Annotated in this window: 19 protein-coding genes; 9 read left to right on the top strand and 10 right to left on the bottom strand. The window is 65.7% G+C overall.

Features of this window, described 5'->3' with window-relative positions:
- The 9 genes from ACN0X6_RS02450 to ACN0X6_RS02410 all read right to left on the bottom strand — a co-directional run bounded on the left by ACN0X6_RS02450 (position 1) and on the right by ACN0X6_RS02410 (position 10,212).
- Positions 1 to 1,467 (bottom strand): NAD-dependent succinate-semialdehyde dehydrogenase, encoded by a 1,467-nt coding sequence (locus tag ACN0X6_RS02450; RefSeq protein WP_417701802.1) that lies wholly within the window; start codon positions 1,465 to 1,467, stop codon positions 1 to 3.
- Positions 1,468 to 1,667: 200 nt separating this feature from the next.
- Complete coding sequence (locus ACN0X6_RS02445; RefSeq protein ID WP_417701800.1) at positions 1,668 to 2,318, bottom strand: 7-cyano-7-deazaguanine/7-aminomethyl-7-deazaguanine transporter; 651 nt, start codon at positions 2,316 to 2,318, stop codon at positions 1,668 to 1,670.
- Between the two features lie 245 nt (positions 2,319 to 2,563).
- Positions 2,564 to 3,130, bottom strand: a complete 567-nt coding sequence (locus ACN0X6_RS02440) for a C40 family peptidase (RefSeq protein ID WP_417701798.1) — start codon at positions 3,128 to 3,130, stop codon at positions 2,564 to 2,566.
- Between the two features lie 402 nt (positions 3,131 to 3,532).
- A complete protein-coding gene (locus tag ACN0X6_RS02435; protein WP_417701796.1) occupies positions 3,533 to 4,009 on the bottom strand; it encodes an Lrp/AsnC family transcriptional regulator in 477 nt (158 codons plus the stop codon).
- 125 nt (positions 4,010 to 4,134) lie between these two features.
- Positions 4,135 to 5,136 (bottom strand): N(2)-acetyl-L-2,4-diaminobutanoate deacetylase DoeB, encoded by a 1,002-nt coding sequence (gene doeB / locus ACN0X6_RS02430; protein WP_417701794.1) that lies wholly within the window; start codon positions 5,134 to 5,136, stop codon positions 4,135 to 4,137.
- 100 nt (positions 5,137 to 5,236) lie between these two features.
- Entirely contained in the window at positions 5,237 to 6,427 is a 1,191-nt protein-coding gene (gene doeA / locus ACN0X6_RS02425) for an ectoine hydrolase DoeA (RefSeq protein ID WP_417701792.1), read from the bottom strand.
- Between the two features lie 97 nt (positions 6,428 to 6,524).
- Positions 6,525 to 7,502: an ectoine utilization protein EutC gene (eutC, locus tag ACN0X6_RS02420; protein WP_417701790.1), complete on the bottom strand. Its 978-nt coding sequence runs from the start codon at positions 7,500 to 7,502 to the stop codon at positions 6,525 to 6,527.
- A 9-nt stretch (positions 7,503 to 7,511) separates the two neighbouring features.
- Positions 7,512 to 8,486, bottom strand: coding sequence for a hydroxyectoine utilization dehydratase EutB (gene eutB / locus ACN0X6_RS02415; RefSeq protein WP_417701788.1), 975 nt, complete (start codon positions 8,484 to 8,486; stop codon positions 7,512 to 7,514).
- Positions 8,487 to 8,814: 328 nt separating this feature from the next.
- The gene (locus ACN0X6_RS02410) at positions 8,815 to 10,212 is read right to left on the bottom strand and encodes a PLP-dependent aminotransferase family protein (RefSeq protein WP_417701787.1); all 1,398 of its coding nucleotides are present in this window, start codon (positions 10,210 to 10,212) and stop codon (positions 8,815 to 8,817) included.
- A 243-nt stretch (positions 10,213 to 10,455) separates the two neighbouring features.
- Between ACN0X6_RS02410 and ehuB the strand changes: the two genes are divergently transcribed.
- From ehuB to ehuA, 4 genes are all read left to right on the top strand, one after another.
- Positions 10,456 to 11,298: an ectoine/hydroxyectoine ABC transporter substrate-binding protein EhuB gene (gene ehuB, locus ACN0X6_RS02405; RefSeq protein ID WP_417701785.1), complete on the top strand. Its 843-nt coding sequence runs from the start codon at positions 10,456 to 10,458 to the stop codon at positions 11,296 to 11,298.
- A gap of 64 nt (positions 11,299 to 11,362) precedes the next feature.
- The gene (gene ehuC, locus ACN0X6_RS02400) at positions 11,363 to 12,022 is read left to right on the top strand and encodes an ectoine/hydroxyectoine ABC transporter permease subunit EhuC (RefSeq protein WP_417701783.1); all 660 of its coding nucleotides are present in this window, start codon (positions 11,363 to 11,365) and stop codon (positions 12,020 to 12,022) included.
- On the top strand, positions 12,019 to 12,681 hold the full coding sequence (ehuD, locus tag ACN0X6_RS02395; RefSeq protein WP_417701781.1) for an ectoine/hydroxyectoine ABC transporter permease subunit EhuD: 663 nt from the start codon (positions 12,019 to 12,021) through the stop codon (positions 12,679 to 12,681). Before ehuC ends, ehuD begins: the two co-directional genes overlap by 4 nt.
- A gap of 41 nt (positions 12,682 to 12,722) precedes the next feature.
- Positions 12,723 to 13,502 carry an ectoine/hydroxyectoine ABC transporter ATP-binding protein EhuA gene (gene ehuA, locus ACN0X6_RS02390; RefSeq protein WP_417701779.1) on the top strand — a complete coding sequence of 260 codons (780 nt, stop codon included), beginning with the start codon at positions 12,723 to 12,725 and terminating at the stop codon, positions 13,500 to 13,502.
- Between the two features lie 252 nt (positions 13,503 to 13,754).
- Here ehuA and ACN0X6_RS02385 read toward each other — a convergent pair whose 3' ends face one another.
- On the bottom strand, positions 13,755 to 14,021 hold the full coding sequence (locus ACN0X6_RS02385) for a PilZ domain-containing protein (RefSeq protein WP_417701777.1): 267 nt from the start codon (positions 14,019 to 14,021) through the stop codon (positions 13,755 to 13,757).
- 321 nt (positions 14,022 to 14,342) lie between these two features.
- Between ACN0X6_RS02385 and ACN0X6_RS02380 the strand changes: the two genes are divergently transcribed.
- Genes ACN0X6_RS02380 through ACN0X6_RS02360 form a run of 5 tightly spaced genes read left to right on the top strand, consistent with a single transcriptional unit; the run spans position 14,343 to position 19,692 of the window.
- Positions 14,343 to 15,362, top strand: coding sequence for a 3-oxoacyl-[acyl-carrier-protein] synthase III C-terminal domain-containing protein (locus ACN0X6_RS02380; RefSeq protein WP_417701776.1), 1,020 nt, complete (start codon positions 14,343 to 14,345; stop codon positions 15,360 to 15,362).
- Complete coding sequence (locus ACN0X6_RS02375) at positions 15,359 to 16,357, top strand: NAD-dependent epimerase/dehydratase family protein (RefSeq protein ID WP_417701774.1); 999 nt, start codon at positions 15,359 to 15,361, stop codon at positions 16,355 to 16,357. Before ACN0X6_RS02380 ends, ACN0X6_RS02375 begins: the two co-directional genes overlap by 4 nt.
- Positions 16,354 to 17,208, top strand: a complete 855-nt coding sequence (locus ACN0X6_RS02370; RefSeq protein ID WP_417701773.1) for an MBL fold metallo-hydrolase — start codon at positions 16,354 to 16,356, stop codon at positions 17,206 to 17,208. The genes ACN0X6_RS02375 and ACN0X6_RS02370 overlap by 4 nt, the downstream gene beginning before the upstream one ends.
- A complete protein-coding gene (locus ACN0X6_RS02365) occupies positions 17,195 to 18,550 on the top strand; it encodes a F390 synthetase-related protein (protein ID WP_417701772.1) in 1,356 nt (451 codons plus the stop codon). The genes ACN0X6_RS02370 and ACN0X6_RS02365 overlap by 14 nt, the downstream gene beginning before the upstream one ends.
- A complete protein-coding gene (locus ACN0X6_RS02360) occupies positions 18,538 to 19,692 on the top strand; it encodes an ATP-grasp domain-containing protein (RefSeq protein WP_417701771.1) in 1,155 nt (384 codons plus the stop codon). Before ACN0X6_RS02365 ends, ACN0X6_RS02360 begins: the two co-directional genes overlap by 13 nt.
- Positions 19,693 to 19,777: the final 85 nt, after the last annotated feature.

Genomic DNA, 19,777 nt, shown 5'->3' with positions numbered 1-19,777 from the left:
TCAGGGGTAACGCTGGCCCTGGTGATGAATGCAGAAGTACTTGGTTTCGACGAAGGGCTCGAAGCCTTGCGTGCCACCCTCGCGGCCGAGGCCGGAGGCTTTCATGCCGCCGAAGGGGATCGGGTGGCCGGTGAACTTGGTGCCGTTGACCGCGACCATGGCGTGGTCGAGGCGGCGGATCAGCGGGTGGACGACATCCACGCGGTTGCAACAAATGTAGGCGGCCAGGCCGTATTCGGTGTCGTTGGCCATGGCCACCGCTTCGTCCAGGGTGTCGAAGGCACGCACGCCGGCGATGGGGGCGAAGTTCTCCTCGCGGTAGATGCGCATGCCGTCGGTAACGTCGGCCAGCAGGGTCGGCTGCCAGAACCAGCCGCCCAGCGCATGAGGCTCGCCGCCTGCCAGCAGGCGCGCGCCCTGTTCGATGGCATCGGCAACCCGTGCGGCAGTCACATCCAGCGCAGCCTGGTGCATCAGCGGGCCGATCTGGTTGCGCGCGTCATGCCCAGGGCCGACGCGCAAGCCGCGCACGGCCTTGGCGAAACGCTGGAGGAACGCCTCATAGACCGGACGCTCGACCAGAATGCGGTTGGCCGCACAGCAGTCCTGACCGGAGGTCTGGAACTTGGCGTCCAGCGCCACCTGCACAGCGTGATCCAGATCAGCGTCGGCGCAGACGATCAGCGGCGCATTGCCGCCCAGCTCCAGCGCCACCTTTTTCACGTCTTCGGCGGCAGCCTGCAACACCAGCTTGCCGACGCGGGTCGAGCCGGTGAAGCTCACCGAGCGCACCCGCGCATCCTTGACCAGGGTTTCCATGGCCATCTGCGGCTCGCCCAGTACCACGTTGAATACACCAGCCGGCAAGCCCGCTTCCTCGGCCAGTTGCGCCAGGGCGAAAGCGGAATAGGGCGTCTCGTGCGCCGGTTTGACCACCACGGTGCAGCCAGCGGCCAGGGCGGCAGCCGCCTTGCGGGTGATCATCGCGCTGGGGAAGTTCCACGGCGTGAGCAGGGCACACACGCCGACCGGTTCCTTTACCGTGCCGAGCTGAGCACCGGGGATATGGCTGGGAATGGTCTGACCGTAGAGCCGGCGCGCCTCTTCGGCGAACCAGGGAATGAAGCTGGCGGCGTAGCGGATCTCGCCGCGTGCTTCGGCCAGCGGCTTGCCCTGCTCCAGGCTGAGGATGCGCGCCAGGTCTTCCTGATGCTGCAGGATCAGCTCGGCCCAGCGTCGCAGCAGCGCCGCGCGGGCGTCCAGGCTCTGCTCGCGCCAGTCGACGAAGGCGCGCTGAGCGGCATCCACGGCGCAGATGAGCTGTTGCCGGTTGAGCATCGGCACATGGCCGATCACGCTCTGGTCGGCGGGGTTGTGCACGGCGATGCTGGCGCCGTCGTCACTGTGCAGCCAGTGACCATCGACATAGCACAGCGATTTGAACAGCAGGGGATGATCGAGGGGCATGGCGGTGTCTCCGGGCCGTGGGGCATGGGAGACATGCTAGGGAAGAGCCGCTTGGCGTTTTTTCCAAGACGGGTAGGCGCTACCGCAGTTTTTTCTGAAGGTGGCGGGGCAATAGGAGAATTCTCGTGTGGCGTAGCCCGGATGAAATCCGGGGCAGGGCACAGAACATTCCCGGATTGCATCCGGGCTACGGATTCAGCTCAGGCTGTGGCGGTACGCTGCGGCAACGCCCGCACGATGGCGCTGAGCAGCATGCCGTACAGCGGCACGAAGAGGATCAGGCTGATAGCCAGTTTGATCACGTAGTCCACCGTGGCGATCTCCACCCAGTTGGCGGCCATGAACGGATCGTCACTGCGCCAGAAGGCCACCGAGAAGAACAGGAAGGTATCGAGCAGGTTGCCGAAAATGGTCGAAGCGGTTGGCGCGACCCACCACTGGCGCATCTTGCGCAGGCGGTCGAACACCTGAATATCCAGCAACTGGCCGAAGGCGTAGGCCAGGAAGCTGGCCACGGCGATACGGAAGACGAACAGGTTGAACTCGCCCAGCGTGGCCAGGCCGCCGAAGGCGCCTTGATGGAACAGCACAGACACCACGTAGGAGGCGATCAATGCCGGCAGCATCACCCGGGCGATCACCACGCGCGCGGCATGCTTGCCGATCAGGCGCACGGTGAGGTCAGTGGCCAGGAAGATGAACGGGAAGCTGAACGCACCCCAGGTGGTATGCCAGCCAAACAGGGTGATCGGCAGCTGCACCAGGTAGTTGCTGGCGATGATGATGAGGATATGGAAGGCGATCAGGCCGGCCAGCACGGGCCGACTGACCGACGCAGGAATCAGGGTCATGTCGATGTCCTTTTTCATGGAGTGGGGTTAGGGAACCCACTGCCGCAGCCGACATGGCCGCGAGCGGCGCGCATTCTAGCGCGTTGTTGACCCGCAGGATAGGTTTTGCCGCAGACGGCCACGCCGCTCGGATGAAAGGTCGCGCCTTCGCGTAATGCGGTGCACTTGAGAAATGGTCTTGCGCGATGAGCCCCTGCAGGGAGAGGGCAGCCAATCACGCCGACCTTGAACGCGCCGTCGCAGACTCAAGCCTGCGGCACTACCCGCTTGGCCAACTGGAAATGCCGCTGCCAGTACGAATTGTCGAGGAAGTCGATGCGCACCTTGGTGCCGCGACGCGGCGCGTGGACGAAGCGACCTTCGCCAATGTAGATGGCCACGTGATCCACCGCGCGGCTGCGAATGCGGAAGAACAGCAGATCGCCCGGCTGCAGGTCGCTGCGCTTCACCGAGGGCGCATCCAGGCGCGACAGCGCGCGGGAGGTGCGCGGCAGGTCGAGGTCGTCCTGGGTCTTGAAGGCGTATTGCACCAGGCCGCTGCAATCGAAGCCGTGGCGCAGGCTGGTACCGCCCCAACGGTAGGGAGTGCCCAGCGCGCCGAGGGCGCGGTCGATCACTTCGCTGGCCGGTTTGGGCGCAACCGCTGGCGCGGTGGCAGGAACGGTGTGGATACGAAAGGTGGCGGAGGCTTGGGTACAGATTCCCAGTAAAAGAGCGCCTCCCAGGCAAAATGACATGAAAAATTTATTCAAACCCAGTGACCCTGGTGATTGGCCTTTGCGCGGAAGCCCTTCCTGATCAAGGCGTTGCATCGGAAACGAGCCGCCTGCCCGTCCCGGAGAGGGACTGCCTGGAAAAGTCTTTGGTTCATTTCCAAACGAGAAGAGTCGACGAACGGTTTACCGCTGATGCCTGCGTATTGCCGACCATTCGCGCCCAACTGCGCCCCTCCGGCTGAGCCGCCCCACAGGCCGTTAAGGTCAGGGCGATGACCTGGCGGCGTTCAAGCTGCCCTCGGTCGAGCCACTGCCTGCAGTGGTGGGTTAGCGACGCTGAACGTGAATCGAAGATGCCCACTATCGCGGCGCGGCGCGTAACCCACCAGGCGAGGAAGCATGGTGCTCCGATGGTGGGTTACGCCGCAGCCAATGGGGTGAAACGCTCGGTCACCTCGGCAGGCGGCTAACCCCCCCGACATCTCATGGTGGCGTACGTCAGTCGTCCAGTTCTGTGGGCGCGCCCGACGTGTCTGCCTTGATGGTCTTGGTCACGATATAGGTGAAGTAGCGCTCGATACCGAGGTCTTCCAGCAGCAACTGGTCGATGAAGCGCTGGTAGTGGTCGATGTCGCGGGCGCGGATCATGGCGATGTAGTCGACACCGCCGCCGGTGGCGTAGCAGAAGCCCACCTCCGGCGCCTCGCTCAGGCGCTGCTCGAAGCGGCGCATGTCCTGCGCGGTGTGGCGAGCCAGGGTGATTTCCACCAGCACCTGCTGGCTGCGAAACAGCGTTGCCCAGTCGATCTGCGCGCGGTAGCCCTTGATCAGCCCGGCGCTTTCCAGCTTGCGCACCCGCTCCCAGGCCGGCGTCACCGACAGGTTGATCGCCTCGGCCAGGGCCGACTTGGTGATTCGCCCGTCCTCGGCAAGGATGCGCAGGATCTTCAGGTCATAGCGGTCGAGCTTGTGCATCGGCAGTACGCCTATCTTGGGAACGATGCGAGGCCTGTAGGAGCGAGCGTGCTCGCGAAGCGTCTGCCTTACCGGCGCTCACGAGCATGGCCAGGTGCTTTCACAGCGGCTGCAGGTCGGGTTTCTCAACTCACCACCTCGGCGATGACGGCCAGGGTATCACCACCTTTCACCAGCCCCGGAAAGTGCCGGGCGGCGAGCAGGCCGCTGCGTTTGGCGCGGTACTCGGTAGCCGCCGCACCGGTGCGGCGCACGCTGTGCACCCGCGCGATCACCTCGCCTTTCTGCACCGTATCGCCGAGGTCGCGACACATCTCCAGCAGGCCGTCATCCTCACTGGCGACGAAGCAGTCGCCATCCGGCATGTCGAGCATCACCGATTCACTCGCCTCGATCTCACCCTGCAGCAGACCGAAGTGGATCAGCAGGTTGCGCACACCGCGCTCGGCGATGGCCAGGCTTTTCGCCGTGCTGCTGCCGCCACCACCGAGTTCGGTGGTGACGAACACCTTGCCCTGCTCCTCGGCGGCGGTGTCGTACATGCCCACCGCGTCCAGCTCCAGCATGCGCATGCAGTAGGGCGCAGCGAAGGCGCGCATGCCGGCGGCGCAGGCGGCATCCTGGGCCTTGTCCGGCAGCACGTGGCAGGCGGCGAAGGGCAGAAAATCCAGGGTCTTGCCGCCGGAGTGGATGTCCAGCACCACATCGGCCAGCGGCAGCAGCGTGCGCTGGAAGTAGTCAGCGATCTTCTGCGTCACCGTGCCATCCGGCTTGCCGGGGAAGCTACGGTTGAGGTTGCCCTTGTCGATCGGCGAAGTGCGGCTGCCAGCCTGCACGGCCGGGGTGTTCATGAACGGCACGATGATCACCCGGCCGCTGACGTCCTCGGCGCGCAGGCGCTGGGCCAGCTTGCTCAGGGCCAGCGGGCCTTCGTACTCGTCGCCATGGTTGCCGCCAGTGAGCAGCGCGGTGGGGCCGCTGCCATTCTTCACCAGGGTGACCGGAATCATCACCGCGCCCCAGGCCGAATCGTCGCGGGAATGGGGCAGCTTGAGAAATCCGTGTTGCACGCCGTCACGGTCGAAATCGACCGTGGGGCTGATGGGGTTGTCGCGTAAAGAGGTCATTGACGACATTCCACGTAGGGTGGACATGCCGAAGGCTTGTCCACCGTTGAGGTCCAGGATCGGTGGAAAACGCTTCGCGGTTTTCCACCCTACGATCAGATCAATCCTTCACGAACAGCTTGCGCGGCACGTCGCAGAGGGTTTCCACGCCGTGGTCGGTGATCAGGATCGACTCGGTGATTTCCAGGCCCCAGTCGTCCAGCCACAGGCCGGGCATGAAGTGGAAGGTCATGCCCGGCTGCAGCACGCTCTCGTCGCTCGGGCGCAGGCTCATGGTGCGCTCGCCCCAGTCCGGCGGATAACTGATACCGATGGGGTAGCCGCAGCGGCTGTCCTTGTGGATGCCAAATTTCTCCAGCACCTTGAAGAAGGCGCGGGCGATATCGCCGGTGGTGTTGCCCGGCTTGGCCGCTTCCAGGCCGGCGGCGATGCCTTCGACCACGGCCTTCTCGCCGTCGAGGAAATGCTGCGGCGGCTTGCCCAGGTAAATAGTGCGCGACAACGGGCAGTGGTAGCGCTTGTAGCAGCCGGCGATCTCGAAGAAGGTGCCGGCGCCACTGAGCATCGGCGAGTCGTCCCAGGTCAGGTGTGGCGCGCTGGCGTCGGCGCCGGTGGGCAGCAGCGGCACGATGGCCGGGTAGTCGCCGCCATGGCCGTCGGCGCCGAGGATGCCGGTGCGGTAGATCTCGGCCACCAGCTCGTTCTTGCGCAGGCCCGGCTCGATCTTGTCGAAGATCGCCGCGTGCATCTGCTCGACGATCTTCGCCGCGATGCGCATGTAGCCGACCTCGGTGGGCGACTTGATCGCCCGCTGCCAGTTGACCAGCGCGGTGGCGTCGACGAAGCGTGCATTGGGCAGGTTGCGCTGCAGCGAGCCGTAGGCGGCGGCGCTGAAGTAGTAGTTGTCCAGCTCGACGCCGATGGCGAGCTTGTCCCAGCCACGCGCGGCGATGACCTCCTTGGACAGGTAGTCCATCGGGTGGCGCTCGGTGGACTGCACGTAGTGATCGGGGTAGCCGACGATATTGCTCTGCTGCATGAACACCGTACGCTTGGCGCCGTTGGCATCCTGACCACGGCCATACCAGACCGGCTCGCCATCGAGCGCCAGCAGCACGCACTGGTGCACGTAGAACGACCAGCCGTCATACCCGGTGAGCCAGGCCATGTTGGACGGATCGGTGACGATCAGCAGCTCGATGCCCTTGGCCTGCATGGCCGTGCGGACCTTGGCGAGGCGCTGAGCATATTCCTCCCGGCTGAAGGGGAGGTTGACGACGATTTCGGACATGGATGAATCCCCGTGGTTTTTGGACTGTGGGAGAGGCTTTGGTCGCGATTGGTTTATCGCGGCTAAAGCGGAGCGCCGCCCGGCCCCTCCCACAGGTTCATGAATCGAAACTGAGGCCTTTGCCGGCCGCAACGGCGCGCTGGTAGGCGAGGCTGGCGATGGCGGTATCTTGTGCCCCGGTGCCGGTGAGGTCGCACAGGGTGATCTGCTCGGGCGCGGTGCGCCCCTGACGCTGGCCGGCGATGACCTGGCCGAGTTCGGCGAAATCGGCATCGGCGGCCACCAGGCCGGCGGCGACGGCGTGATTGAGCTCACCGAGCACGCGGGTCTGGCTCAGGCGGTCGGCGACATAGGCATCGACCCGCGCCAGCGCGGCCGGGGCGATCTCGTTCTTGTGCTCGGCATCCGAGCCCATGGCGGTGATGTGCAGGCCGGGGCGCAGGTGCTGCGGCTGGAGCAGCGGCTCGCGACTCGGTGTGGTGGTGATGGCGATATCGGCGCCCTCCAGCGCCGCGTCGAGGCTGTCCAGCGCGCGGGCGTCCTCCAGCTCGGCAGCCATGGCCTGAGCCTTGGCGGGATCACGGGCCCAGATACGCACCTCGCGCACCTCTCGCACCAGGCGCAGGGCCTGCAGCTGCAAGCGCGCCTGCTCGCCGGCACCGAGGATGGCGACCACCTTGGCGTCTTCGCGGGCCAGCCATTTGGCCGCGATGGCGCCAGCGGCAGCGGTGCGCACGGCGGTGAGGTAGCCGTTATCCAGCAGCAGCGCATCGGCCAGGCCGGTCCGTGCCGAGAACAGCATCATCAGACCATTGAGGCTGGGCAGGCCGAGCCTGGGGTTGTCGAAGAAACCGGGGCTGACCTTGATCGCGAAGTGCGCCACGCCGGGCAGGTAGGCGGTCTTCACGTCCACCTCGCCGTTATGCTCGGGCACGTCCAGGCGCAGGATCGGCGGCATCGCCACGGCGGCCGTGGCGAGCAGGCGGAAGGCGTTTTCCACCACCGCGAGGCTGTCGGCGTCGAGGCCAACGCACTCGCGCAGATCGGCCTGGTTGAGTATCAGGGTCTTGGCCATGGGAGTTCCTCAGGCGTCGGCGCCGTTGAGCACACGCAGGTGCTGGTCGATGTCGATGTTGCGGCCGCTGACCACCACCACCACCGGGCCACGGGGTTCGATCAGGTCGTCGAGCAGGGCGGCGATACCGACGGCAGCGGCGCCTTCGACCACCAGTCGCTCCTCGCGGTAGGCGTGGCGGATGCCACGAGCGATGGAGGCCTCGCCGAGCAGGTGCAGCTGATCGCACAGCTCGCGGGTGAGGGCGAAGGTGTAGCGGTTGTCCAGGCCGATACCGCCACCAAGCGAATCGGCCAGGGTCGGCAGTTCCTCCACCTCGACCGGCTCGCCGACCTGCAGGCTGGCGTGCATGGCGGCGCCCAGCTGCATGCTGATGCCGTGGGTGCGAATGGCCGGGCTCGCCGCCTTGATCGCCAGTGCCACACCGGCGAACAGGCCGCCGCCGGACAGCGGCACCAGCACTTCGCAGACATCCGGGCACTGCTCGAGAATCTCCAGGCCCAGGCTGCCCTGGCCGGCGATCACGTGCGGGTGGTCGAAGGGCGGGATGAACGCGGCGCCCTGTTCGCGGGCAATGCGCAGGGCTTCGAGCTGGGCGTCGTCCTGGCTGCGGCCGCTGATCACCACCTCGGCGCCCAGTTCGCGAATGGCGCGCACCTTGTTCTGTGGCACCAGTTCGGAGAGGCAGACGATGGCCTTCACGCCCTGCTGCGAGGCGGCGAAGGCCAGGGCGCGACCATGGTTGCCGGTGGAGGCAGTGACCACGCCGAGACGCTTGTGCTCGGCATCCAGCTGCGCCACCGCGTTGCTCGCGCCGCGTAGCTTGAAGCTGCCAGTGGCCTGCTGCGACTCCAGCTTCAACCACACCGGCACACCGGCCAGGCGGCTCAGGCTGGGCGAATGCTCCAGTGGCGTCTGGCGCACCAGGCCGGCAATACGCTGGCGAGCCTGGAGCAGATCATCGAAGGCAATGGTGGAGGGCATGGTGCACATTCCGTGAAGGTGTGCGGCCGAGTGTATGAGCGGGAAATTGAGCGGCTTAATGTACTAGGACGATTTTTTATTGGTGTGCCTCAAGAGACCAGCAATCGGCGCGTTTGCGTAGGGTGCGCCGTGCGCACCGATGTAACCCGGACGCATCGGAGCAAACCGCTCCCGGATTTCATCCGGGCTACAAAGCCCCTCTCCCCAACCCTCTCCCGCAAGCGGGAGAGGGGGCTGAACCCGCCCGCCGTTGAGCACGTAGGGTGGATCACGCTTCACCGATCCACCGTTGCGGTGGACGTGAAAAGCGACGTCCACCCTACGACCCTCAAAAATCATGCACCTTCGGGTACTGCTCGAAGACGTCACGCACGATCTGCACGCCCTGGCGCATCTTCGCTTCGCTGCATTCGGCGCCGACGCACAGGCGCACCGCACGCGGCCTCGGCATGCCCGGCGGGACGAATGGGTCGGGCAAAGTCAACGCCACGTTGCGCCGACGCAACTCGCGCAACAGGCCGTCGATCTCCCAGCCGTCGGGCACCCGCAACCAACTGTTGAGCGAATAGGGATGAGCGCCGATCAGGTGCTCGCCCAGTTCCTGCTCCACCAAAGCCTGCCGGTTGGCCAGCAATTGCCGCTGCAGCTGCACCAGGTCCTCGGCCTCGCCGGAGTCGATCCAGCGCGTGGCAATCTCACCGAGCAGCGACGGCGCCATCCAGCTGTTGACCCGCAAGATGCTCTCGGTACGCAGGGCCAGGCGCTTGGGCATCACCAGGTAGCCGATGCGCAGACCGGTGAGCACCGACTTGGTCATGCTGGTGCAGTAAAACGACAGCTCCGGCGCGTAATGGCTGAGCGGCCGCGTGCTCTGCTGGCCGGCCAGCAGCGGGCCGTAAACGTCGTCCTCGATGATGTACACGCCATAGCGGCGGGCGATCTCGGCGATCTCGCGGCGGCGCTCGTCGGGCATCAGCGCGCTGGTGGGGTTGTTCAGGTTGGGCGTGCAGACCAGCGCGGTGATGCGCTCGTTGCCGCACATGTCCTCGAAGTGCTCGGGGTTCAGCCCGTAGCGATCCATCTCCAGCCCCTTGAGGGTGAAGCCGAGCACCTGCGAGCTGCCAATGGCACCGTGATCGGTCAGGCCTTCGCAGAGCACCACGTCGTCCGGGCCGGCCAGCGTCGCCAGGGCGAGGAAGATGCCGTGCGCAGCGCCGCTGGTCAGCAGCACGTCCTCGATACCCACGTCCATGCCCAGGCGCGCCAGCCAGCGCACTGCCGACTCGCGCTGGTGCTGCATGCCGGCTATCGGGCGGAAGGCGTGAATCCAGGGCTGGTCAGGCTCCTGCGCCAGCTCCAGGCAGGTCTGTCGCCACAGGCGGTCGTGGGCATCGGTGTGCAGGATGCGCGCATTGGAAAAGTCCATCAGCGCCTGCTCGCTGCGATCGAGCATGCTGGTGGCCACGCGCTCGCTGGTGCGCCGTGAGACAAAGCTGCCACGACCCACCTCGCAGCGCACGCGGCCCTGGCGCTCCAGTTCCTTGTAGGCGTTGGTCACGGTCTGCACGCTGATGCCGAGCGCATCGGACACCTGGCGTTGCGGTGGCAGTCGCTGGCCGTCGATCAGGCTACCCTGTTCGATATCGGCGGCGACCGCCTGGACCAGCAGCTTGTACTTCGACTCGCCCGGGCGAGCGTTGGCCAGGGCCTTCTTCCAGTTGTGCATCGATGGCTCCTGCGGCGACTGCGCTCAAGCATCCCGCGTGAGGCATTGCGATTCAATTGTCCTAGTGCAATACCGCAGCGAAAAAAGCCTTTGTATGCTCGGGCCAAGGGTGGAAAACAGTGCCTCGGCACCGCAGAAGAATGACCACCTGGCGCGAACAGCGCCACCAACGCTCTTGATTTACCTGCCTCCTAACACAGCACGCCGCCGTTGGCGGACTACAAGAAACAGGAGAATACCAAGATGAGTAGCGTTATCCCCTCCCGCTTCGGCCGCCTGGCGCTGGCCTGCGCCCTGCTCACCAGCGTTGCCGGCGCCCAGGCTTCAACGCTGGACAAGGTCAAGGACAGCAGCAGCGTGCGCATCGGCTACGCCAACGAAACCCCCTTCGCCTATACCGCTCTCGACGGCAGCGTCACCGGCGAGTCGCCGGAGATCGTCAGGAAGATCTTCGAGCGCATGGGCGTCGAGAAGATCAACCCGGTGCTTACCGAATGGGGCTCGCTGATCCCCGGCCTGCGCGCTAGCCGCTTCGACCTGATCGCCGCCGGCATGTACATCACCCCCGAGCGCTGCAAGCAGGTGCTGTTCACCGACCCGCACTACCAGTTGCCCGATACCCTGCTGGTGAAAGCCGGCAACCCGAAGGACCTGCACAGCTACGCAGACATCGCCAAGAGCGGTGCCAAGGTGGCGATCATGTCCGGCACGGTGAACCTGGGTTATGCCCGTGATTCCGGTATCACCGACGACCAGATCCTCCAGGTGCCGGACACCACCGCGCAGCTGCAGGCCGTGCGCGCCGGTCGCGCCGACGCCGCCGTCGGCACCCAGTTGACCATGAAGGGCCTGGCCGACAAGGGCGGCGACAGCGTCGAAGCCATCGCCGAATTCAAGGATGACCCGGCCCACACCGGTTACGGCGCCCTGGCCTTCCGCCCGGAAGACAAGGACCTGCGCGATGCGGTCAATGCCGAGCTGAAGAAGTGGCTGGGCAGCGAAGAGCATCTGGCCACGGTCAAACCCTTCGGTTTCGATCAGTCCAACATCACCGACAAGACCGCCGCCGAACTCTGCGGCCAGTAATGCACGGGTAACGCCGCGCACGAAGGTGCGTGGCGTGTTTCCCTGCATAGAGCGGTAGACATTCATGACCGATCTTTTCCCCCTGCTGCTGCAAGGCGCCTGGGTCACCGTGCAAGTCACCTTCTGGGGCTCGCTGCTGGCCATCGTCTCGGCAGTCATCGCCGCCCTCGGCCGGCTGTCGCCGATTGGCCCGCTACGCTGGCTGGCCATCACCTACATCGAAATCTTTCGCGGCACCTCGCTGCTGGTGCAGCTGTTCTGGCTGTACTTCGTGCTGCCGATGCCACCCTTCAACGTCGAGATGAGCGCCTTCACCGTGGCCATCGTCGGCCTTGGCCTGCACATCGGCGCCTATGGTGCGGAAGTGATGCGTGGTGCCATCCGCTCCGTGGCCAAGGGTCAGTACGAGGCCTGCACCGCGCTGAACATGCATCCGTCCAAACGCTTCCTGCGCATCATCCTGCCGCAGGCGCTGCTGGCAGCGATTCCGCCAGGAACCAACCTGCTGATCGAACTGCTGAAGAACACCTCGCTGGTGTCGCTGATCACCCTGTCTGACCTGGCCTTCCGCGCTCGTCAGCTGGACCAGGCGACCTTCATGACCCTGGAGATATTCGCCCTGGCCCTGGTGCTGTATTTCCTCATGGCCCAGGTGATCAACCTCGGCATGCGCCTGTTGGAAAAACGCCTGAGCCGTGGCCGGATGCGCGGAGGCCTGCAATGAATTTCTTCGACTGGGACTTCGCCCTGAGCATCCTTCCAGATCTGCTCGAGGCCTCGCTCAATACCCTGCTGATCACCTTCGCCGGCTTCGCCATCGCCATCGTCCTCGGCCTGCTGCTGGCCATCGCCCGACGCAGCCGGCATATGTGGCTGTCCTGGCCGGTGGCCGGGCTGATCGAATTCATCCGCAGCACGCCGCTGCTGATCCAGGTGTACTTCCTGTTCTACGTGTTCCCCAACTACGGGCTGAACCTGACTGCGCTGCAGGCGGGTATCCTCGGCATCGCCCTGCACTACGCCTGCTACACCGCCGAGGTGTACCGCGCCGGCCTCGATGCGGTGCCGCGTGGCCAGTGGGAGGCGGTGACGGCATTGAACATGTCGCCGCTGCCTGCCTATCGGCAGATCATCCTGCCGCAGGCGCTGCGGCCGATCCTGCCGGCGCTGGGCAACTACCTGGTGGCCATGCTCAAGGACACCCCGGTGCTGTCGGCGATCACCGTGGTGGAAATCATGCAACAAGCCAAGAACATCGGTTCGGAGAGCTTCCGCTACCTCGAGCCCATCACCATGGTCGGCATCTTCTTCCTGCTGCTCAGCCTGGCCCTGGCCTGGTGCGTGCGGCGCGTGGAAGATCGCCTGGAGGTCACTGCCCGATGACTGCTTTTCTCAACTCTACAGACGCCGCAGGGAGTTCCTCCATGCCCCAGCCCATCGTCCGCTTCACCGACGTGACCAAGCGTTACGGCAACCTCACCGTACTCAACAAGCTCAACCTGGACGTCGCCCCCGGCGAGAAGGTGGCGATCATCGGCCCCAGCGGCTCGGGCAAATCGACCCTGTTGCGCGCACTGATGACCCTGGAGAGCATCGATGAGGGCGTGATCGCCGTCGATGACGAGCCGCTCACCCACATGCCCGGCCGCAACGGGCGTCTGCTGCCGGCCAGCGCCAGTCACCAGCGCAAGGTGCGCGGCAAGATCGGCATGGTGTTCCAGAGTTTCAACCTGTTCCCGCACATGTGCGCGCTGCAGAACGTGATCGAGGCGCCGATGCAGGTGCTCGGCATGGGCAGGAAGGAAGCCACCGAGCGCGCCGAGGAGCTGCTGGCGATGGTCGGCCTGGGCGAGAAGCTGCGCCATTTCCCGTCGCAGCTGTCGGGTGGTCAGCAGCAGCGCGTGGCCATCGCCCGTGCGCTGGCGATGCGACCCAAGGTGATGCTGTTCGACGAGGTGACCTCGGCGCTCGACCCGGAGCTGTGCGGCGAAGTACTCAACGTGATTCGCCGCCTCGGTAGCGAACACAACCTGACCATGCTGATGGTCACCCACCAGATGGGCTTCGCCCGCGAGTTCGCCGACCGTGTGTGCTTCTTCCACCAGGGCTGCATCCATGAGCAGGGCACGCCGGATCAGCTGTTCGGCAACCCGCAGCAGGAGCGTACCAAGGCGTTTCTGAGTGCAGTCAACGAGGCGAACTGAGGCGCCGAGACCGGACCTGTGGGAGGCGCTTCAGCAGCGACAGGGGCAGAGCTGCAGGGCATCGCGGCTGAAGCCCCTCCCACAACAAAGTGCTCTGCAGTTTCCGTAGGAGCGGATTCAGCCGCGACAGGTCGGCAGCGTTCTGTTCCGGGCCCTTGTGCTGCCAGCAGTGACGCGGGGTGTCGATGCCCGCCAGCGGCCATATGCTTGGCCGAAACACGCGTTACGAACCTCCAGGCTGGCTACCGCCGTTCAGGCTTCGCCGAGAAAACGCAGGCCGGCCCCTTCGGGATCCACGCGCATCACTTCCATCTTCAATATCGGGGCGGGGAAAGGCAGATCCTGCACCTGGCCGATCACTTCGGCGCCGACCGACAGGCTGGCCATGTCCGGGTGCTTCACGTAGACGCCGCTATCGGACAGGTCACGGGTCTGCGCCAGCAGCTCGCCGAAGTTGGGGTGGCTGATCTTGATCCGGCACTTCATCGGGGTACGCACCTGCTGGCGCTGGTTCGGCATGGAGGCTCCGGGGGTAGGCGGACGATGCAGCCTTTAATAACGCAAAATCGAAACAATTCCCAACGCTCGACAGAAAAAAGGTGGCGACAGTTACCAAGACCCTCCTGGGCCCAGGGCGTGTCATGACCGTTTCGTCTCCTGGGCGCACCCACGGAAGCGAGCGACGCCTCCTTGACCGAGAGGGACAACCGCCGTCGAGACCTTCGCAAAAGGGCGTCCTGGCGCACGAAAATAGGTGACTGAACAGCCTGCGCAGTAGGCGTAAACGCCTTGCTGGTTCATCATGCGGGCTGTTCCCGATGCCTGAACAATGGATTGTGCATGCCGATCGACTCTTTACCTCTGCGCACCCTGTCACTTCTCGGTAGCGGCCATGCCCTGCCAAAGCGGCGTCTGACGAGCGCCGAAATCGACCATTCGCTCGGTCTGCCCGATGGCAGCGTCGAGCGCCTCAGTGGCGTACGCAGCCGCGCGGTTGCCGCTGCCGACGACACTGCCGCCAGCCTTGCCACACAAGCCGCGCACAAGGCGCTTCAGGCTGCCGGTCTGACGGCAGACCAGCTCGACTGCGTGATCGCCGCCAGCGGTACCATGGACCAGGGCATGCCCTGCAATGCCGCGCTGGTTCACCGCGAGCTGGGCCTTGGCGCGAGCGGCATCCCGGCCTTCGATATCAACGCCAGTTGCCTCGGTTTCATCGTCGCCCTCGATCAGCTGTCCTGGGCACTGGTTGCCGGTCGCTACCGCCGAGTGCTGCTGGTCTGTGCCGACATTGCCTCCTGCGGGCTCGACTGGCAGCAGTTGCACAGTGCCGCGATCTTCGGCGACGGCGCGGCGGCGATGGTTCTCGGGCGCGACGGCGACGGGCTGCGCCTGAACATCCTCGCTGCGCAGCTACGCACCTATTCCGAAGGCGCCGAGCTCTGCCAGATTGAGGCAGGCGGCTCGCGTCACCACCCCTCGCGCGGCGACGAGCATTTCGCCGCCCTGAGCCGTTTCACCATGCGGGGCAAAGCGGTTTTTCGCCTGGCCTCGACCCATCTGCCGGGGTTTGTGCAGTCTCTGCTCGACGAAGCGCGATTGCAGCGGACACAGATCGACCGAGTGATTCCGCACCAGGCCAGCCATCTGGCGATGCAACACCTGCGCAAACGGCTGGGATTCTCTGCCGAGCAGGTGATCGACATCTTTGCCGACTACGGCAATCAGGTCGCCGCATCGCTGCCGACCGCCCTCGACATAGGCCTGCGCGACGGGCGTGTCCGCGCCGGTCAGCGCGTGCTGCTGCTCGGCACAGGGGCCGGGCTTTCGCTCGGTGGCATGCTGCTGGAGCTGGAATGAAGATTCTGCTCACCGGAGGCACCGGCTTCGTCGGTCGGCATATCGCCTGGCGTCTGGCCGCAGAGGGTTGCGAGGTGGTGTTCAGCGGCCGCAACCGTGACGCCGCTGACGAAGTACTGCGCCACGCTCGCGCAGCGATGCGCTTTCTACCCATAGAACACGGCACTCCACAGGCACGTGCCGCGCTTGCAGAGGCGGCCAGGGGCGCCGACGCTCTGGTGCATTGCGCGGCGCTATCGGCGCCCTGGGGCAGCGCCGAGGCATTTCAGCGCGCCAACGTCGCCTCTACCGAAGAAGTCATCAATGCCTGTCGCACGCAAGGCGTCGCGCGCCTGGTGCACCTGTCGACACCGAGCCTGTACTTCGACTTCCAGGATCGACTCGGCGTGCGTGAGAACGACCCATTGCCGCCCCCGGTGAACCACTATGCGCACACCAAGGGCATGGCCGAAGCGCTGCTGCGTGCAGCCGATGTCGCGCCAACCGTGGTGCTGCGCCCGCGCGCCGTGTTCGGCCCGTGGGACGCCACACTGATGCCGCGCATGCTGCGCGTGATGCGCCGTGGGGCGATTCCACTGATGCGCGGTGGGCGTGCCGAACTCGATCTGACTTACATCGACAATCTGGTCGATGCCGCCTGGCTCGGCCTGACCCGCCCGCTACCAGGCCGCTACAACCTGTACAACGTCAGCAATGCCGAACCTATCCGTCTCGACCATCTGCTGGAACGCGTCGCCACGGCCTTCGCGCTGCCGCTACGCACGCGCCGACTGCCCTGGCCGCTGGTTTCTGCCGTCGCCCGCCTGCTCGAAACCGACGCGCATTGGCGCAGCGGCGAGGAGCCGCTGCTGACCCGCTACAGCGCCGGCGTACTCGCCTTCAGCCAGACCCTGGATACCTCGGCGATTCGTCGCGAGCTTGGCTGGCAGCCCAGGATCGACCTCGCAGAAGGCATTCGTCGCCACGCGGCCTGGTGGCTGGAGCAGGGTAGATGAGCGCATCGGTCGAAGTCGCCTGGCTACGGGTCGGCAGCTGCCGTCACCTGGCGTGCATGGCCGCGCGCGGGGCAGGGCTGCGGCAGGTCGACTTCCCGTCGTACTGCGCCCTGCTGCGCCACCCGACGCGCGGCTGGATGCTTTACGACACCGGTTATGCGGCGCACTTTCTCAAGGCCACCGCCACGTTTCCCGAGCGCCTCTACGGCAGCCTGCTGCCAGTGCATCTACCTGCCGAAGAGTGCCTGTCGGCGCAGCTCGCCACGCGCGGTATTCGTTGCGAGCAGATCTCCACCGTGATCGTCTCGCACTATCATGGCGACCACGTTGCCGGCTTGCGCGACTTTCCGCAGGCGCGCTTCATCGCCCTGCGCGCCGAGAGCGAGCATGTGCTGGCGCTGCGTGGCAAGGGGTGGCGGGCCACGCTGCAGGGGCGCCTGCCGGGCCTGCTGCCGGATGATTTCTCGGCGCGCCTGGAACAGGCTGACCATTGCCCACAGCGGCCGCTGCCAACGTGGATGGCACCGTTCAGGGACGGTTTCGACCTGTTCGGCGATGGCAGCCTGCTCGGCGTCGTACTCCCCGGACACAGCCACGGCCAGCTTGGCCTGTGCATCCCCGATGCAGGTGGCCGGCCGCTGCTGCTGGTGGCGGACGCCTGCTATTCGCTTCCCGCTTGTCGTGAAGGTCGCCTGCCTCCAACACCGACGCAATGGTTCAGCAACAGCAGCGTTCGAGCCTATCGCGAGACTTTCGCCGCCGTCGGCGAACTGGCCCGGCGCGAACCCTCGCTGCTGATCCTGCCGTCGCACTGCGAAGTGGCTGCAGAGGCTTTCCATGCGCGACCTTGAACGACTGCGCAGCCTGCTGCGCGTTGCCATCAGCTTCATCCACAGTCGTTGGTGGCTGCGCTTCTCCGACCGGCGCCGCCTGGAGGCCTGGCAGGCGCGTCAGCTGACGCGCTTTCTGCGCGAAACCGCACCACAGGCGCCGCGCCTGCGTGCTTTTCGGGGACAACCGCTGGAGCGATGGCCTGGCATGGACAAGGCGCTGTTGATGAGCGAGTTCAGCGCCTGCAACAGCCAGGGCATCGACCTGCAATCCGCTCTGGACGTCGCGCTGCAAGCCGAGCATTCGCGGGATTTCAGCCCCCAGCTGGGCGAGCTGACCGTCGGCCTTTCCAGCGGCACGTCCGGTCATCGCGGCGTCTTTCTGGTCGGCAGGGAAGAGCGCGAACGCTGGGCCGGAACGTTGCTGGCGCGCACCTTGCCGACACGCCTGCTCGGCCATCTGCTGCCGTGGCGAGAGCCGCTGCGCATCGCCTTCTTCCTGCGCGCCAACAGCCGTCTGTACACGACGCTGTCCAGCCGCCGGATCGACTTCGCCTTCCATGATCTGCTGCTGGGCCTGGAGGCTGCGCTGGAAGCGCTCGAACAGCAACAGCCGCATGTACTGGTAGCACCGGCCACGGTACTGCGCGCTCTGGCCGACGCGCATCTGGCCGGGCGCCTGCGCATCGCCCCGGCGCATCTGGTATCGGTCGCCGAAGTCCTCGAGGAAGACGACGCACAGCGCATCGAGCACGCCTTCGGCCGCCGCCCGGCGCAGATCTACCAGGCCAGCGAAGGCTTTCTCGGCTACAGCTGCGAGCGGGGCAACCTGCACCTGAACGAAACCCATCTGCTGATCGAACCCGAGTGGCTGGACCAGGAGCAGCGGCGCTTCCAGCCGCTGATCAGCGACTTCTCGCGTACCACGCAGATCATCGTTCGCTATCGCCTCAACGACATTCTGCAACTGGCGCCGGCGCCATGCCCCTGTGGCCGCGCCGAGCGCACCCTGGCCGCCATCGAAGGCCGCGCCGATGAAGTATTCTGGCTGCCGGCCCTGGATGGCAGCGGCCTGCGTCCGCTCTACCCGGATCTGCTGCGGCGCGCCATCGCTACCGCGCAGGCCAACCTGGAGCAATGGCGCCTGCACCAGGATGGCATGGACTGGCATCTGCAGTTGAAGGCCGCAGCACCCGGCAAAGCCGAAACAGCCTTGCGCGAAGCGTTGGCGATATTCTTTCAACAGCAGCAGGTGCAGCCCGCGACCTTGCACATCAGCGACTGGATGCCGGATGAACCCGGCGCCAAGCGTCGCCGTCTGCTGCTGCAACGCAGACCAGAGGGAACGCCATGCACGTACTGATCCTCGGCGCTCGTGCGCCGGCGTGCCTGGAATGGGCACACGCATTTGCCGCCAGCGGCTGGACAGTCAGCGTTGGCGACTCACTGGCCTGGCCCCTGGCTCGCTCGAGTCGGGCGGTACACCGCTTCGTGCGCCTGCCGGAGCCACGCAGCAACCCGCAAGCCTGGGTCGACACACTGGCCGAGCGCATACGCCAGGACGCTATCGACCTGCTCCTGCCGACCTGCGAGGAGGTCTTCTACCTGGCCCATGGCTTGCCACAACTGACACCGCTGTGCCGGGTGCTGACCAGCGATTTCGAGCTGCTGCACCGCCTGCATCACAAGGGCCGCTTCGCCGAGATGACCCGCGGCTGGCAAGTTGCAGCGCCCGAGACACGCCTGCTGCAGTGCCACGAAGAGTGCCTCGCCCTGGCCGCAGAGAGCCGCGACTGGGTGTTCAAACCGGCCTATTCGCGCTTCGCCTCGCGCACCCTGATCCGTCCCGACCCGCGTACCGTTCGCACACTGCATCCGACGCCAGACCAACCCTGGGTAGCCCAGCGCTTCATCGCCGGCGACGAACACTGCAGCTTCAGCCTGCTGGTCGACGGGCAGTTACGCGCACATGCCTGTTACCGTCCGCTGTATCGCGTCGGACGTGGCTCCGGGATCTACTTCCAGCCTGCGCAACCTGCTGCCGTGCGGGGCTTCGTCGAGGCCTTCGGTCAGGCCACCGGCTATAGCGGCCAGGTCGGCTTCGACTTCATCGCCGATGCCGAGGGAGACTTTCACGTCCTTGAATGCAACCCACGCGCTACCAGCGGTATCCATCTGTTCGACGACCAGCCCAGGGCGCTGGTGAACACCCTAAGCACGGCCGGCGAGCCGCTGCTGCCCAGCTCGACCCCGCGCATGGTGGCGCTCGCGATGTTGCTGATCGGCGCGCCACGCCATCTCGCCAGCCGCACCTTCTGGAGCGACTATCGCGCGGCGCGCGACGTGATCCTACGCGACGGCGACCTCGGCCCGCTGGCAGGCCAGTTGCTCGGCGTTGGCGAGATCGCCATGCGCGCGCTGATGCGCCGGCGCGGCCTGCTGGCCGCCTCGACTGCGGATATAGAGTGGGACGGTCAGTCACTCGCAGGAACACCAGGATCATGAAGCTGCTGGCTGCCGACGATCCGCAACTGGCGCAACGCGACAGCGCAGCGCCGCGTTACGTGCGCGAACATGCCGAGCGCGGGAT

It is taken from the genome of Pseudomonas sp., from assembly GCF_048269965.1.
Classification (GTDB): Bacteria; Pseudomonadota; Gammaproteobacteria; order Pseudomonadales; family Pseudomonadaceae; genus Aquipseudomonas.
This window is presented reverse-complemented; position numbering and strand designations above follow the sequence as displayed.